Origin of the sequence: Pseudarthrobacter chlorophenolicus A6, assembly GCF_000022025.1 — a bacterium.
Lineage (GTDB): Bacteria > Actinomycetota > Actinomycetes > Actinomycetales > Micrococcaceae > Arthrobacter > Arthrobacter chlorophenolicus.
Genome location: NC_011881.1, coordinates 1 through 16,391, shown reverse-complemented (window position 1 = coordinate 16,391; position 16,391 = coordinate 1). Strand labels below are relative to the sequence as shown.

General features: G+C 59.2%; 14 protein-coding genes. 6 read left to right on the top strand and 8 right to left on the bottom strand.

What is annotated here, in order from left to right; all coding sequences use genetic code 11:
* Window positions 1–61: 61 nt before the first annotated feature.
* Window positions 62–946, top strand: coding sequence for a toll/interleukin-1 receptor domain-containing protein (locus tag ACHL_RS23650; RefSeq protein WP_157672518.1), 885 nt, complete (start codon window positions 62–64; stop codon window positions 944–946).
* A gap of 30 nt (window positions 947–976) precedes the next feature.
* Window positions 977–1,804 (top strand): DUF5677 domain-containing protein, encoded by an 828-nt coding sequence (locus ACHL_RS22630; RefSeq protein WP_012623498.1) that lies wholly within the window; start codon window positions 977–979, stop codon window positions 1,802–1,804.
* Window positions 1,805–1,924: 120 nt separating this feature from the next.
* Here the strand turns inward: ACHL_RS22630 and ACHL_RS22625 are convergent, their stop codons facing one another.
* From ACHL_RS22625 to ACHL_RS22595, 7 genes are all read right to left on the bottom strand, one after another.
* Window positions 1,925–2,920, bottom strand: a complete 996-nt coding sequence (locus ACHL_RS22625; protein ID WP_012623497.1) for a hypothetical protein — start codon at window positions 2,918–2,920, stop codon at window positions 1,925–1,927.
* On the bottom strand, window positions 2,917–5,784 hold the full coding sequence (locus tag ACHL_RS22620; RefSeq protein ID WP_012623496.1) for a class I SAM-dependent DNA methyltransferase: 2,868 nt from the start codon (window positions 5,782–5,784) through the stop codon (window positions 2,917–2,919). The genes ACHL_RS22625 and ACHL_RS22620 overlap by 4 nt, the downstream gene beginning before the upstream one ends.
* Complete coding sequence (locus ACHL_RS22615) at window positions 5,781–9,077, bottom strand: helicase-related protein (protein ID WP_050767221.1); 3,297 nt, start codon at window positions 9,075–9,077, stop codon at window positions 5,781–5,783. The genes ACHL_RS22620 and ACHL_RS22615 overlap by 4 nt, the downstream gene beginning before the upstream one ends.
* 272 nt (window positions 9,078–9,349) lie before the next feature.
* Complete coding sequence (locus tag ACHL_RS22610) at window positions 9,350–10,384, bottom strand: ATP-dependent DNA ligase (protein ID WP_012623494.1); 1,035 nt, start codon at window positions 10,382–10,384, stop codon at window positions 9,350–9,352.
* A 25-nt stretch (window positions 10,385–10,409) separates the two neighbouring features.
* Window positions 10,410–10,724, bottom strand: a complete 315-nt coding sequence (locus tag ACHL_RS22605; RefSeq protein WP_012623493.1) for a hypothetical protein — start codon at window positions 10,722–10,724, stop codon at window positions 10,410–10,412.
* A 36-nt stretch (window positions 10,725–10,760) separates the two neighbouring features.
* Window positions 10,761–12,041: a Y-family DNA polymerase gene (locus ACHL_RS22600; protein WP_012623492.1), complete on the bottom strand. Its 1,281-nt coding sequence runs from the start codon at window positions 12,039–12,041 to the stop codon at window positions 10,761–10,763.
* 10 nt (window positions 12,042–12,051) lie between these two features.
* Window positions 12,052–12,483 (bottom strand): LexA family protein, encoded by a 432-nt coding sequence (locus ACHL_RS22595; protein WP_012623491.1) that lies wholly within the window; start codon window positions 12,481–12,483, stop codon window positions 12,052–12,054.
* A 719-nt stretch (window positions 12,484–13,202) separates the two neighbouring features.
* Here ACHL_RS22595 and ACHL_RS22590 point away from each other — a divergent pair.
* From ACHL_RS22590 to ACHL_RS24525, 4 genes are all read left to right on the top strand, one after another.
* Window positions 13,203–13,631, top strand: coding sequence for a hypothetical protein (locus ACHL_RS22590; protein WP_012623490.1), 429 nt, complete (start codon window positions 13,203–13,205; stop codon window positions 13,629–13,631).
* Between the two features lie 67 nt (window positions 13,632–13,698).
* The gene (locus ACHL_RS22585; protein ID WP_012623489.1) at window positions 13,699–13,974 is read left to right on the top strand and encodes a hypothetical protein; all 276 of its coding nucleotides are present in this window, start codon (window positions 13,699–13,701) and stop codon (window positions 13,972–13,974) included.
* 649 nt (window positions 13,975–14,623) lie between these two features.
* Window positions 14,624–15,637 (top strand): DUF4192 domain-containing protein, encoded by a 1,014-nt coding sequence (locus tag ACHL_RS22580; protein WP_012623488.1) that lies wholly within the window; start codon window positions 14,624–14,626, stop codon window positions 15,635–15,637.
* Between the two features lie 194 nt (window positions 15,638–15,831).
* Entirely contained in the window at window positions 15,832–15,984 is a 153-nt protein-coding gene (locus tag ACHL_RS24525; RefSeq protein ID WP_012623487.1) for a hypothetical protein, read from the top strand.
* A gap of 86 nt (window positions 15,985–16,070) precedes the next feature.
* Here ACHL_RS24525 and ACHL_RS22575 read toward each other — a convergent pair whose 3' ends face one another.
* Window positions 16,071–16,316 carry a hypothetical protein gene (locus tag ACHL_RS22575; protein ID WP_012623486.1) on the bottom strand — a complete coding sequence of 82 codons (246 nt, stop codon included), beginning with the start codon at window positions 16,314–16,316 and terminating at the stop codon, window positions 16,071–16,073.
* Between the last annotated feature and the right edge of the window lie 75 nt (window positions 16,317–16,391).

The window sequence follows — 16,391 nt, the reverse complement described above, 5'->3', positions numbered from 1 at the left end:
CGGGGCAGTCCCCCCATCTATGGTTGAACCCATGGCCCTGTCACGTAAAGACCGATTCAACATGAAGACCCAGCTCCTTGAAGAGTTGGGAACATTTGAATGGGACTCGAATCGAATCAACGTTCTACTGCGCGAATTCAAACTAGAACCGTTCACCGGTCAGTTCGATGATCCCTCGCTGGCGGAAATCGTCGCCGACGTAACCGACGAGATGCTAACCGAGCTGTATGCCCTTGTCATGGGTATCGACGTGGATGCGGTGGCTGACATCGTGGAATCCGCAACAGACGATGGGCCTTGGAAGCCGAACTATGCTCGTGTCTTCCTTTCTCATTCTGCGAAACATCGAAAGTTCGTAGGGGAGGTTGCTGACGAACTTGCTCTCATTGGAATTCACGGTTTTGTGGCTCACGACACCATGGCTTTCAGTAAGCCCTGGCAGTCACAAATCGAACAGGCCCTTCGCTCGATGCAAGCGTTCGTTGCCATCATCCACCCTGAGTTCAACACCAGCCCTTGGTGCCAGCAAGAGGTTGGTTGGGCACGAGGCAGAAGAGTCCCCTTTTATGCGATTCGCTACGGGGTCGACCCTGCCGGGTTTATCGGTCGAGATCAGTGGCCAAGCGCTGCAGGCCAAAGCCCAGCGGAAGTGGCCGCCGTCATCAGCAGCTGGACAGCTTCACTGCCCGAACTCGGCGCAGCCGTCATTGAAGGGCTTTTCGAGTCGCTGCGAACTGCTCCTAGTTTCATTGATGCTGGCACGGCTGCAAAGAGGATTACCTCACTAGGAGCCCTCACGAATGAACAGTGGGCTCGACTCGATTCCATCTTCTGGAGCAACAATCAGATCTACGGCGGCGCACTGCCCTCGAACGCGCTCCAACCCTTCTATAGAGAGCATCAGCGGCCATGGCCTCCCGCGAAGCCCATGGCGCTCAATAGTTGATCTCACCGCTCCGTGTAAAGAGAGGACCAAATGGCTGAGGAGTTGTACAACGGGGCAGCGGTTCATCAAGGCTTCCATGACCTTGCAGATCTACGGGCTTTCGCCCGTAAGCTCATCGAGCATTGGGACAGATGGCAGATGAAACCCTTCCACATGAAGGGTGAGTACGAGGAAGGCGGCCCGATCCTTTGGAGCTTCACCAATCACGTCGTAAACCTGATGCGCACAGTCCTGGATTTATCCGAAAAAGACCGCGGCATCATCGCCGTCCCGCTCATCCGGCTCATGGTCGAGAACACTATGACCGGCATGTGGCTCTACTTGGAGCCCAGCAATACTTGGGCCATCCTCACCGAAGGTTTCCAGAAGAGAAGAGCTGCAATCAAGGGTGTGATTGAGATCGAGGGCGAAGGGTTCGATAACTCGGATCTCGATGAGATCGATCAAATACTGGAGTCCCTGGACAGCCCAACGCTCCCGCCCTTCGAGCAGAGGTGTGCAGACATCGAAGGCGGAAAGGCCATATACGTTGCCTATCGCGTGATGAGCTCCTATTCCCATGCGGGGATGGCACTAGGAGATTTCTATCTCGGGGAAATCGAAGAAGACCCAGGGTTGGAGCGAATACCGGATGCCAGGCTCGAAAATCATGAAGCATGGCTCGGCACTGCCGTCTCGATGCTCATTATTTCTATGAAGCTGTGCGACAACATCGACTACAAGGGCGGCCTTAAGTCTCAACTCGACCGCGCAGCGAAGAGGATGGGTATGTCCTTGAACTTCGTAAAGGCTCCGAAGAAGGAAAAGCAGGCAAGGGCGAAGGCTCGGCCGGCTACGTCGGCAGTGCAGGGGCTATGACGGGTCGGAGTTCATCGAGCCCGGCGAACCGCCAAGCAAATAGACTCAAGCGGCGATACGCCTACGAGGAAGCCCGGAAATGCTCAACCATCTGTTCATCGTACGGACCGGGCATGCTAGTTAGCTTTCGGCGGGATATATCATGTCCGGTTTCTTAGTGAATCCGGACATGCCAAGCATGTAATCTCCACTGTCCCACTGGAGGAACTGCGGGCTGATACTTACCGTTTTTCCCTTAGAAAAACTGACGCGATTTGGATGGATAGGAGAACGTTGCCGGGGGACGTCATAGGCGCCTTGTGTGGTGCCTCCTTCTGGTGCCAGTTTGATTTGATAGGGCATTCCACCGATGAATAGCTCTCCCAGCGTCCGCCCTTCTGTCAGCGAATCCTCAACTGCCCACACCAGGGACGCTGTACTGCCTGCATTGGTACCGCTTTGGAATTTGCCCAGTTCGCCGCGGGTTTTTGGGGGTTCATTGAGGCCTCCTGGCGGTGAGATCCAGACCTTCAGGTCTTCGTCTGCAATGTCTACGTCTGCGAAGAACTGAGGGTTGTCCTGGACTATGGCGTTCCGAACGACATACTGGGCGCTGTACCAAGCTGCGACGGCAGTTTCCCTCAACATGTAGGTGGTTAGAGGAAGGCCAGCTACCGTGCCGATTCGGTCTGCCAGGTGTACGTCGTCCCGTATAGAGTCTCCGACGTGAGTGCCCCAATAGTTGGCATAGTCTCGGATGAACTTGTCCCAGGTGAGGTCAACTTGTTTGGACCCAGGTTGGATCCGTATGGCTGTTTTGAAACGCAGCTGGCTTATGTCCACTAGACCACCCGTTCCGAGAGCTTCAGTGGTGGGCAAGGCACCTGCCGCCCACACCAGTTCCGGAGCGGTTCCGGCTTCCGCGGAAATGCCGAACTTTGGAAGCTGAATTCCATAGCTGTTGGCCGTCCTCGCGATCAGCTCACCGCCACGGCCGCCTGATACTAGGAGGCGAAGAACCAGGGCCAGATCATCAACGGCGTATGCTGCGCCGTCGTCAATACGCTCAATGTGGTCCCGAAGTCTCGCCGCCCCGCTCATCAGATATCCAGCGAGGTGAAAGCGGCCAATCTTCATGCGTTCGCCGCTGCGCCCAGCAGTGGGGGTGAAACTTCCCGCGCTTTTACTGTTCCTACGAGGATGTGATGTCGTTTCAGCAGCTCGCTGGCCACTTCGAGTTCGTCTTCTACATGGAGCTCAAAGGCATCGGCCACGGCAGCGTCCAGCTTGTCATGCAAGCTGACGAGTTGGCTTGGTGTTTGTCCACGTTTGTAGAGAACAGAAAGCGGTTTTCCCAGTTCAAGTCTTGTTTCTACGATCCTTTCCGCCAAGCTGGAGATTACTTCCGTCTGGTCTGCGGAAAGGTCAGGGAACGGGAACGCGCAGTATGCCAAGTCAGGTGAGATGCTGAGGTCGCTCTTCAACCGCCCGGCAAACGTTCGCAGCCAAACCATGAATATTCGGGATTGGAGTACGCCGAAGAGCCATTCCGGGCAGGCGTCCACGTGAATCAGCTTGTTGCCCGCGATCACGTCAGCCTCTAGATATGTCATCGGGACATACTCCCGGTCCTCGCTACTGACTTCCGGCAACGCGAGGTACCTGTTTTTAGGCTGTCTTCTCTGGGTGAAGAGATGTGGGATGGCCGCCTGCTTCTGGACAGAGGCAGTCGGGCTCTGCAGCCTTGCGTTGGCTACCCCTTCAAGTCTTGTGGCTATGGCTGGTACCTGTTGAAGATCGGCAAGCTGGGCACCTTCAAACCATAGACACCACTTCTCAGTGCTGTTCAGCATGTCTCTGCCCTGCATGAACGGACGAAGATACTTCCGGGCTACGGGATCTGCCTTCAGGGGCGCCAAATCCTCAGCGTTCTCAACGATCAGGTGGCCACCGTCTGTTGCCTGGGATCCTTTTGTCATCTTTGGCAAGTGTGCATAGAAGGGAACTCGGCGCTTCACCGGCGCAGGCAGGTCCGAATCCAAAAGATACATGTTTATACCCGTGACGGGTCTAGCGACGGGGCTTCCGGATAGTTGCGGGTAGTCGAATAGGACTCGCTGCGGCCGGCCAGTGGCTGACATGCCGATAATCACGCAGTGCACGGCGGCTCCACCGGTAGCCTCTGATTGCCATTTAAATGTGCGATGCGCAAAGTCGATGTGGACACCAGCGCGTTTAAGGATGGGATCAAGTGCTCGAGCCTGATCCCCTTGGGTGATCGAGTTTGTCGAGACGAAGGCAACTCGCGCTTGGCTTCCACGCAGGTAGTCGATGGCTTTTGCATACCAGCAAGCAACATAATCAAGTCGTCCCGTCCGCTCTCCGTGGGCTTCAGGCAACATCGCGAAAATTTGCCGGTTGTCGTTCTGCTGAGCCTTGTCCATCCAGGCCATTCCGATGAAAGGTGGGTTGCCCGCAATGATGCTGTCAGGACCCGGAGCTATGATTTTCTTCCAATCGAGTTTCAAGGCGTTTCCTCCGGAAGGATTTTCGGGAGTCGCCGAGATGATTGAGGCTTGGCGCTGGATGGGTAGTCGTTCGGGGGCGAAACCCAACCTTTCCAGCATCTGAAGGTCGCATTGCCGGTCAATAAGGAACATAGCTGTTTCCGCTATCTTGGCTGGCCACTCGTCAATCTCAATGCCAAAGAAATTGTCGAGGCGGACCACTGGGTCAAGCAACGTGGTCCTGCTTCCCCCTGCTGTGTCCAGTTCACCTTCGAGGCCAAACTCGAGTTGGTTAGCGGCCAACGAGACGAGCTGCTCTGACTCTTTGACTCTAATGCGCTCGAGAACCGAAATCTCCAGCAGCCGCATCTCCCGATAAGCGATGATGATGAAGTTGCCGCAGCCGCAGGCTGGGTCGAGGAACCGGATCCTTCCCAGTCTTTCACGAAGCTTTAGCAGACGGCTGTACTCTTCACGATGTCCAACTGCCCGTGCAAACTCATCCCGAAGTTCATCCAGGAAGAGCGGATTGAGCGTTTTGAGAATGTCGGTTTCGGACGTGTAATGCTCCCCGTATTCCCTACGCGTTTTATCGTCTCTAACAGACTGGAACATCGAGCCGAATATAGCGGGAGAGATGTCTGACCAGTTTGAGGAGCAGGCGTCGAGGATCGTTGTTCGGAGGCCTTGTCCGACCTTGGGAAGGGTAATTCGCTCACTGAAGAGCCCACCATTTATGTACTTGAAGCCAGCCAGATGTTGACCTACTTCGGTTCGGTCTGCCGGCCTAGTGTCGAGATGAGCAAAAAGCTCATTCAGACGTTCTGCCAGATCGGACCCGTCCCGGCTGGTGTGCTCAATGAGGAACTCCTGAAACAGATTCTTGGTCCACATGTCCGTGTCGTCCCCGAACAGTAGAAAGAGCAAGCGCGCGAGCGTTACAGAGATATCGTGCTCAGAGCAGTCAGCCTGGGCCAGAGTGTCATACATCGAAGCCATGAGCTTCGAGGCTCGCTTTGTCTCCTTCTCCGTTTCCACGTCGAAGGCCTGCCTTACCCGTTCAATGACTTGAGTGACGTTCAGATCTTCGGTAATTGCCAGGGTAATTAGCTGCAATCGCTCCACAAGCTTGGGATTCGACGTTCCGGTAACATGTGCATGCGAGGTGAGCCGGGTACTCGTGGAGCCGCCCTTAACGTTGCGGGAAGGCCAACGCCACACTTGTTTCTCGTCATTATGGAAAATCACGATTCGATCAGTGCTCTTCTTCGCGATGATGCGGTCGATTTCCGCCTGCCGGGAGGCGTTCGGCAAGACTGGACAAACCCAGACACGTAGCCCTTTGTAGCTGGAGACATTGGTGACGGTGACAGGCGCTCCGTCAACGTCGACGGCGAGGGCTGGCATATCGGGTCGGGACCAACGAAGGTGTGCCAGGAAAAGCACCTGGTATGAGTGCGATTCGACGAGCCCAAGCAAATTGACGGCCATCATTCTTGAACTCCTAGCGAGCAGACGATCCTTGCAGGATCAACTTCCATGGACTTGATCACGAGCTTTTCGTCTTCTTGCAGTTGGCGCAGCATCTCAACAAGGTCCTCGTCCGACACACGGTTGCGTAATGCCGCCCGCAGACGGAGCTCAGCCTGCTTTTGCAGTGGACGGGCGTGAAGTGCGCTTAGAGCATCTTCAGCTCCGCGCTGAAACAACGTTCCTGCAAAGCGCTCCCAGATCCTTTTGCGAACGCCCTTGAGGTTTCCTGCAGCCACGCTTTCGCTGGACAGAGGACCGTGGACGATGTTGCGAAGGCGATCGAAATGGTCCTGGCGGAGTTCTGCTGTGGGAGTCTCAGGCTCGGCACGAAAGAGCTTGAAGGCTTCATAGGGAGTGATTAGCCGCTCACGTTCCCGGAGCCCATCTCCACCTTTGGAGACGGCAAATGCATCGACCCCGGAGACGGTGCTCACGTAGCAAACGACCGCCCCGTGGGCTTCCTGGACGTATCGTTGACGTGTTGAGTGGACCATATCCGGCATGGCTAGGACCCGGCGTGTGATCTCAGGGTACTTTTCCATGGCGTTTGACCAAACCAGCCATGCCTCACTTACCGCGTCAGCTTCCTCATCTTCGACATCCTCGTCGGCAAGTCTGCCGTCATAGAAGTTGTCGAGGACTTGGATTTCTCTTTCAGAACCAAAGAATTGTTCATCTGAACCGAAGGCTTGAGCAGAGCGTTCCAATCGCATCTTTATGCGTTGTCGGAGACTGATTTGTTCCTCCACCTTTTCGTGGGAGATCAGATAGACGTACACGGTTTCCGATTTCTGGCCGATCCTATCGACACGGCCGGCACGCTGAATCAATCTGATAATCGCCCATGGCAAGTCGTAATTGACCACGATGTGAGAGTCCTGAAGGTTCTGACCTTCGGAGAGTACGTCTGTGGCTATCAGTACGTCGATCGGATCTGACGATGAAGCGTCGTCTTGTTGGCCCGGCAGCTTGTTGGATCCTGGCGAGAACCGCCTAGCTACGGCTCCAGGGTTATCGGTGTCACCAGTGGCGAGTCCGACGTTCCTGATACCAGCTTCACGCAAGGTAGCAGCGATGTAGTCAGCTGTGTCCTTGTACTCCGTAAACACGAGGACCTTTTCCCCTGGGTGCTCGTTACGCAACAGATCGACCAACGCATTGATCTTCGAATCCTTCGACGCGTCCCAGTCCCCGAAGCGCTCCAACAGCCAAGTTAGAGTCTGGTTGTCGCGCTCGAGATCGAGGCGCAGCTCCGAGCTGAAAATCGTTGTATTGATCCACTTGGTTGACGCGGGCAAAGTCCGTTTCAAGTTTTCGTAGCGTGATGCGTCGGTCCCATGCAGGCCCGCCGTGTCTTCGATGTCAGCATCAGTCACGCCCAGTTGGTTCTCGGTGAAGTTGCCCAACGGGACAGGCAGACGGCTATTGATTGCGTACAGGAAAACGTCGTTGCGGGCACGCTGCCTCTGAAGGGATTGGATGAACGAGTGACCGGACGACGATAATCGTTTGAAAAGTCCCGTCCTTACGAATCCGGCGACGTTGCCTCGGCCGGTCCTGATGTCCTCAAGGATTTTCCGGTCTGACGGACTATGCGGCTTTTTCGGTGAGTCGTACTTTGCGAGCACATAACGTGGGAGAAGGAGCGACCTAATGGCATCCAGCGTTTCGTCATCTTCCATCAGCCGCGCTGGATCGTTATCGCTGAAATCATGACTAACAGGCCTTGAAACCCTGACAGGAAAAAAGAAGGGTGTTCCATCCGCGAATTGAAGGAACTCACGTTCAACTACCTCACCATTAAGACCTGTCACCCGTTGCTTGCTTGCGGTGCGCTTGATGAACGACCGGGTTCGACGGACTAGGTGATCGCTCATAAGGCGTTTCCAGTCTTCGGCCTCTTCCGATTCACGGAAAGCGGCCAAAGTGTTGGTTTTGCCGTCAACCTTCTCGGCCAGCGCAGGATACTTGGAAAGGGCTTCAGTCGGTTCGATGCCAAGGTCATCGTCTTCGTCAAGGTATAAACCGATTTGGTTTGCGACATCGTCGAACGCGAGGTTGTAAGGAGTAGCAGTCAGAAGCAATACCTTGGAGTCATTTTCGCGTACATAGGCATGTATGGCTTCGTAGTCTTTGCGGCTGTTGTTGCGAAGATTGTGGGACTCGTCGCAAATAACGAGATTGAATCTCTTCAGATCCGGCAGATCCCGCGCGGCCGTGGAGTAGGGAATGACGCGACCATTCACATCGTATGCATCAAGATGTTGCTGCCACATCTGCTCAAGGTTTTTTGGGCAAAGGACGAGAGTTGAGTAGTCTTCAGCTGCTTGGAGCATCATCGCTGTAGCTATCGCGGTCAAAGTTTTGCCAAGACCGACGACGTCACCAAGCATGGTCCCGCCGCGTCGCACCACCCGTCTTGCCAAGATCCTTACAGCGCTTTCTTGGTAACCAAGCAATAGTTTCTGCATGGAGGGTGGCAACACGTAGCCGTAACCGTCTCGAACGTCCTGAGACATGGAATGGCAGACTTTGAGGAAGACCTCAAAGGGCGTTGGCTGGGACTCGCTAGCCCAGGACTCTTCGATGAGTTCAATGATTTGATCGGTGATTTCCAGCGAGAAGGGATCTTCCCAATGCGTGGTGAACCACTCCGCAAGCTTGGCCGCAGCGTCCTGCTCCAGAACATCAATGTTGAGTTCAAGATTGCTATAGAGCCCTGCTGCGGTCAGATTTGATGAGCCGAGATAACCCATCACAGGAAGGGCGTAATGCCCTGGGCTGTGCAGGACATAGGCCTTGCCGTGAAGAGGCCGGCTCGTAAAAACCTTTATCTGTACCTGGCCAGCGGCCAACTGACGTTTCAGGGAACGCAACGACTTCTGTCCTTCTTCGGACGAGAGTCCCCGCATCAGCTGCTCGCGCAGATGGGCAACTAGGTACGCCTGTCGCTTCCGCGCAGTCTCGAAATCCGGCAAATCGGACTGCGGGTCAACGCCGGACACCTGGTCCTGAAGGTTGGCCAGCATTGTCTCGGCAGCCGAGTTCGTGACCATTCCGACAAGTATCCGAGCGATGGGCTCCGAGGTCTGACTATTTAAACTTGTTTTAGCATCTACTGCATCTGAGAGATTTCCCCAGCCACGCAAGTCGAAATAGCCCGTGGCTACGTCAATCCGTTCGTGCTCGGGAAAGGTCTTGAGAAGACTGTCACCCAAGGTATTTCCTGGAGAGTTGTCAAAAATGGTCGGCATCGTTCCCCATCATCAGTAGTGCTTGGTTCATACTTACCATCACCACGGCACATCAGTTGCCATGGTAAGGAATGGCAGGGCCTCGACCTTTGGGCTTCGGAACGGGAAGAACCCAAGCGAGTGCCGTGGAAAGCCCATCTTTACCTGAGTGGGGAATCCTTACGGACTGCAACTGCTAAGCCTGCGGGTAAACTGAAGTCCCTTGCCGGGGGGCTCAGTCGCACGACCGCCCGGCAAGGCTTCGAGACCGAAGGCAGCAGGAAAACAAACCCTCACGGGCCCTCAACGGCAGAACGCAGCTGTTTTGGCGAAATGACGTCGGCAGGGGATAGCTCGGGCCTCGCCCTTAGTATCCGCAAGGGGTGCCGGAAGGACTTCCCGGACCATGAGGTGTCGGCGGAGACCTCAATAACAACGGGCTCTACAAGCGTCAGCGCCACGGGTTCCTTGTCTCGGTTGAACCTATCCAGGGCCCTTCCTTTCACAATGGCCGGCCAGGGGTGCGCACCCATTGGGGGCTGCAGCCACCGTGCCAGTTCCCGGCTTTCCCTCATCTTCAGTGGTGTGGAGCGTCCGACGATTCGCAGCTCGCCGTCCAGGATCAGGCCGGCGACGACCTCGGAGGGTTGGGTAATCGGCCCGATCACTGCGCCGCAGATAATGTCCAGGGTTTCCCTGTGCTTGAGCTTCAACCAGGAACGGACACCCGGCGTGTACGGCTGGTTGGTCCCCTTAATGACCAACCCTTCGATCCCGGTATGCGGCAGCTCTTCGAGCCACTGCTCGGCAACGCTGCGGTCCGTGGTGGTGGGGGAGAGGGACAGCGGCGGTTCCCAGCCCGTGGCTAGTTCTTCCAGGAGCGCCCGGCGGTCGCTCAGAGGCAGGTTCCTTGCGTCATGCCCGGCCACGGCCAAGACGTCGAAAGCTACATAGTTGGCGGGCGCTGCCGTGACCAGCCCCGGCAGGATTTTTGGTCCTGCGCCCAGGCGCTGCTGCAGGGCGTCGAAGTTCAGCCTTCCCTGGCTCCAGATCACGGCTTCGCCGTCGATCACACATCCCGGTGGAACGGCCGAAACGATCGCGGCGCAGAGTTCAGGGAAGTACCCAGACAGTTCCTTCCCTTGCCGGGACCACAGCGTGGCCCCACGGTCATCCCTGACTGCAACACACCTGTACCCATCCCACTTGGGTTCAAACAGCAGTGCGCCTCGTGCTACGTCACCGCGAGGCATCTTGTCCACGGCGCGGGCCAGCGCAACTTTCACCGGAGGGGCAAGCCCTGCCGGCAACCCGGCGCTGATTCCCATGGCCCTACGCTACGCAGGACCTTGCTCAGCTGTCAGTGATCGCCTCCAGCACCCACTGCTCAGCGAGGGGTTCCCGGCGCAGTTCAAAGGTCCGCAGCTGCGATTCCGAGCCGCCGAGACGAACCTGAACACGCCAGTGTTCGATATCGACCACGTTCCCGACGCCTACGGGAACGCTGCGGCGGGTCTCCCACCAGGAGTCCCTGGTGAACCAGTGGACAGGTTCTTCAGTGACGGCCCAGATGCGTCCGTCGTAGCGGACGGCCAGGGGAGTGCCGGCCTTGGTAAACCGGACGTCCACCGGGGCGTTGAGAGTAGGGGCTTCCGGGGTGATTGTCATGTGCTTGGTGTCTTCCTGGGTGGTGCAGAGGCTCGGCTAGGAGGCTTTGACGAGGGGGAGTTCGTCCCAGTGGGTGGTGTATCGAGGGGAGAGCATGTCCCGTTTCATGGTCCAGTCCGGACCGCCGCGGATCCCTCCGTGGCCCAGGCCGATGGACCCGCGGCCGTACCGGCGGGTGACGTCTTCCAGCAGGGTTCCGATGTGCCGTTCCTCGTGGGGGTTCTCGAACAGTGACAGCGGTGCCTGGTTGCCGCTGGGGCGCAGGTCGGTGACCATGATCCCGGCCCTGGCGTATCGGACGCCCTCGACAATCCGGGGCAGCAGGGCGTGCCCGGCCTTGGTCAGGATCACCGGGTCAGCGGTCGGCATCGGCAACGGCACGCACACCGACGGGTACGAGGTGTCTTTGGGGTTGAAGTGCGAGGTTCCGGCGAACGCGGTCAGGACCTTGGCCTGCAGCCCATGTTTGGCCAGCCGCGCCGAGGCCTGCTGCCCGTACACGCTCATGACCTGCCGGATCCCAGCGGCGGTGGTGATGGGTTTGGCGAACGAACGGGAGAAGATCAGCTGGTCCCGACCGATCCGTTCCTCTTCCATGGGGATACAGGGGGTTCCCTGCAGTTCCAAAACGGTACGCATCATCACGACATTGAACTTGTCCCGAATCGCGACCGGATCGGCCCGCACCAGATCAGCGATGGTGAAGATGCCCATCACGTTCAGCCTCCTGGTCAGCCGCCCGGCGATGCCCCACACTTCCTCAACGGACAGCCGCCCCAGCAGTGCCTCCCGCTCCGATGCGGGGACGGACTCCCAATGGCACACCCCCGCAAAGGCCTTGTTGTTCTTCGCCCACTTATTGGCCAGCTTCGCCAGCGTCTTCGTCGGTGCGATCCCGACGCAGACCGGCACGCCGACGTTCCGCCGGACGGCCGCTTTCATCAACCGGCCCAGCGCCAAAAGCTCTGCAGGGGAACCTTTGACGCCGAGGAAGGCCTCGTCAATGCTGTAGACCTCCAGCCAGGCCGAGTACCGGCCCAGCAGCTCCATCACGCGGGAGCTAACATCGCCATACAGCTCGTAGTTGCTGGATAGCGCGACCAGCCCCCATTCCTTCGCCCGCGGGGCGAGCTTGAACCAGGGATCTCCCATGCCGATGCCCAGGGCTTTGGCCTCGGGGGACCGGGTGACAGCGCAGCCGTCATTGTTGGACAGCACGATGACAGGCTTGCCTTCCAGGGAAGGGTTGAACGCCCGCTCGGCAGAGGCGTAGAAGCAGTTCACATCTACATGGGCGATCTGCGGCATATGTCGCATCAAGGCCGGCTTAGACATGATGCAAACACCGGACAGCCGTACCCCAAATGCTCAGATCGGCCAGCGCCGGGACCTCGATGTCGGGGTACGCCGGGTTCTCCGCCTGGAGGATCACCCCTGTCGGGGTGATCCGCAGCCGCTTGATCGTCAGCTCACCGTCCAGGACCGCGATGACCACGGACCCGTCGCGCGGCTCCAGGGCCCGGTCCACGATCAGCTCGTCGCCGTCGCTGATCCCGGCCCCTTCCATCGACTCCCCGGACACCCGTACCACGTAGGTGCTGGTGACGTCCTTTATCAGGTGCGCGTTCAGATCGATCCGGCCATCAAAGTAGTCCTGCGCCGGCGACGGAAACCCCGCCGCCACCGGCACCGGAGAAACCAGCACCGACAACAACGAAACGCCCGCATCTATCACACGGGGACCGACAATCACGCTCACGACTCGCCTTTATTCGAATATTTGTTCGATAGCTTTCAGTGTAGACCGTGGCTACGACAGAGCAAGAAAGACCACCCAATTGCATCCGATGCAGGATGCAGCCCGTCATTGCCTGGGGTGGGCGAGGGCCGCTGCCCACCGCCGGGGACAATTCCGTCCGGGTTATCCACCGCTACGACTGCCGAAGGGAGCTTCCCCGTGGCTCCCGTAAATCCAGCCTTGGATAACCCGAATTGCCCCCAACCGTGGACAGGACCGGCGCCGAGTGCCGTTCACCAAAGCCGGACAGACGGCGGGAACTCCGCGGCTGGGCGGCGGGCTCGCACTGGTTTCCGCTGCGCTTCAACCAGATGATGGGCGTCCGCTGGCGCGGCCGGCTGTTGGGTCCAGGGTGTGCCGTCGCAGAGCTCCGGACCCCCTGAACCTGGTGTGTCTACGACGTTTTTTGGCTGCTGTCCTTCGGATTGTACGTGCCCGCTCCGGCCCCTCTAGCCCCTCCTTCGTCGGGGCCTGCGGCCCGGAAATTCTTCTCCGGCGCTCGTTCCTCGCTGATTTCCTCCGAAGATTTTCCGTGCCTTGCCCTGCGGGTAGACGGGACTCCACGGGCACAGCTCCGCAAGCTTCGCCAGCAGCCAAAAAACAACGGGGGGAGAGGGGAGCTGGCCGGTCACCTTTGGTCGCCCCACCCACCCAACTTCTCGGCAAGAAGGAGCAACACCATGAACGCAGTATCGAAGAAGACGGTGACCTTGGAGGACACCGGGGAGAGCATCGAGGGCGTGACCGTGCTGGGCGATTACCACCTGAACGGCGGCTACGAATGGATGGAACTCATCGAAGAACACGGCTGGGCCGTGCTCTCCAGCTGGGGCCACGAGGGCTGGGACCTGGGCCAATGGCCCTACGTCATGGTCGCCGCCACGCGGACCGCTGACAGCATCGGCAACCTGTTCGGCGTCGCCACCTATTGCGAGGGTGACGTGACCTGCACGTTCTACCGGACCAAGGCCCGGCAGTGGGACGTGATCAGCGAGCACGCCTTCACCTACTGGAAGAACGGGCAGGCACACGGCCCGGACGACCTGCCCGAAGCCGCCGCGGAGCTTCCAAGCCGGTACCGGATGCCCTTCGCGGTCCACGCCGCCTAACCACCCGAGTCCCTTGCCGGGCGGAAATCCGCCCGGCAAGGGACCGGTCCCACACAAAGGAACAGCCATGAACGAACCAAACCGCACCACGGAAAACACGGCACAGACCGTTGTTTTCCTCGAAACCCTTGCCACCCTCGTGGAAAAGTCCCCCGAGTCCTACAGCGCGGACGCCTCCAAAGACCTCGCCGCGCACATCCGCGGCATGGCAGAAGCGGTCGCCACGGACGCCCGCGTTGACCCCGCACTTCTGGACACCACCCGCCAGTACGCTGCGCTGGATTGGCACAACGAGCTCGTAGCCGTCCTCTTCGCGCCACAGCACCGGCCAAAAATGCACTAGCCACACCCCGGCAACCCAAGATCACCCACTTACTCAGGCGAGTAGGTGGGTGCTTCTCTTTGTGCCCCAGGGACCTTGCCGAAGTGCTGGCGGTCCGCCGCAGGTGGCCGGCCGGGGAGTGTGGTCGCCGGCGGCGGACCGCCGTTCCCGCCCAGGTCGCGCAAAGAGCACCTGATGCCGGGCGGCAAGCCTGTCAGACGGGCAGCCTGAGCGCATCCGGGGAGCTGGAGGGAAGTGCATGCTCGCAGGGCTCGCACTGGTTTCCGCTGCGCTTCAACCAGATGATGGGCGTCCGCTGGCGCGGCCGGCTGTTGGGTCCAGGGTGTGCCGTCGCAGAGCTCCGGACCCCCTGAACCTGGTGTGTCTACGACGTTTTTTGGCTGCTGTCCTTCGGATTGTACGTGCCCGCTCCGGCCCCTCTAGCCCCTCCTTCGTCGGGGCCTGCGGCCCGGAAATTCTTCTCCGGCGCTCGTTCCTCGCTGATTTCCTCCGAAGATTTTCCGTGCCTTGCCCTGCGGGTAGACGGGACTCCACGGGCACAGCTCCGCAAGCTTCGCCAGCAGCCAAAAAACAACGGGGGGGAGGGGAGCTGGCCGGTCACCTTTGGTCGCCCCACCCACCCAACTTCTCGGCAAGAAGGAGCAACACCATGAACGACTTCATCAAATTCACCGGCCCGGCCGACGTCCTGGCCTTCATCCCGCACACGCTCGGCTTTGCCCCGCAGGAATCCTTCGTCGCGATCACCATGCAGGGAAACAAGATCGGCGCCACGCTTCGCGTCGACGCCCCGTTCGGGCTGGAACCGGCGAACTTCGCCCAGACCACCGTCAGCTACCTGACCGCCGACGAAGCGGCCACCGGCAGCCTGCTGGTCATCTACACCGACGAGAACACGCCAGGAAAACCGCAACCCTACTCGGACCACGTAGAAGCGCTGCGCACCGAACTGGAAACCGCGGGGATGCCCCTGCAAGATGCCTGGCTGGTGACCTCCGAGCTGTGGCGAAACTATCACTGCACGGACACCAGCTGCTGCCCGAACCAGACGCTGGATGCCATCATCACCAGCAACGGCAACGCCGCCCTGATCTACCGGGGGAGCGCCGTCCACGGATTCACTGCACCGGCACCCTTCGCCGGGGATGAGACCGCCCGCGACGCCATTGCCGCGCACAAGCCTGACGGGTGGCCCGAGGACTTGGAAGCCAGCCGCGCCGCATGGGCCAAGGTGCTCGATAATCCCAAGAGCTTGACCACCCAGACCGCGCACGAGCTGGCAGGAGCTTTGCAGCACCCGACCATCCGGGACTACATGATGGGGGACATCATCACCCACGCCCCCGATCAGTTCACTTCCGTCATGCTGGGTGTCTTCCTCACCCGCCCGGACTGGGCCCGGGTGGACACCGCCCAGGAAGTCGCCTTCGAGCTGATGAAGGCAACGCCCGAAGGGCAGCGCGCCCCGATGCTGTGCCTGATCGGTTGGCTGGAATGGCTGAAAGGAAAGTCCAGCTTCGCGGCCCGGTACTTCAAACTCGCACTGGACGACGTCGCCGAATACCGGCTGGCCGAACTATTGGCTGAACTGGTCAACCGTGGCCTGCTGGCAGACTGCACACGAGACCCGAAAAAGGCCTACAACCGCCAGCTGAGCCGCTAACGGACAGGCCGGGCCCCACCCAGGGGTCCGGCCTTCCCCATCGAATCTTTCCCAGGTGCGCGGCGGCCTCCCCCGCTAGCGCTCCGCCGGCCGCGATACCGCTGCCGCGGGCGCAGCCACTTCCAGCCAACCCGCAGAAACTGCCACTACTGTGAAAGGACACAAGCAGTCCCACAGCAGGCAAGGAAACAGGCGTGGCCGACGAGATACGCATGACCGAGGACGACGCCGTCGCCCCCGACGCGAGCCCCATCGAAGACTTCCTGGAGCTGCGCCTGCTCACCGCCGGCCCACCAACCGGCCCCGTAGACTTTCCCCTGGAAGACCACCGGCTCGACGAGCCGTAACCGAATGCAGCGCTGACGCTGCACCCCAGATTTCCTTTTGCCGAGGAAAACGATGAAGGGCCGGCACTCAACGTGCCGGCCCTTCGTCATGCCCGCCGCCCTGCAGAATGAAGGCGCCACAGCGCCACGGCCGCGAGACTGTTCAGGAAGGCGATAAAGAGGTCGCCGGCAGCAGGCCGGCCAACAACAAGATCCACAGCCACCAGCACCACTGATCCGACGGCGGCCGCGGTGAACACCAAGGCGAGGACCCGGAGTGCCCGTGGTGACTTCATTGCGCTGCCGCGCCCAGCCTCACTGCCGCGGCCCGAATATGGAGCTGGATCGCTCATGCCCCCACCCTACTCAGGGACGAGTGCATGCTCGCAGGGCTCGCACTGGTTTCCGCTGCGCTTCAACCAGGTGGC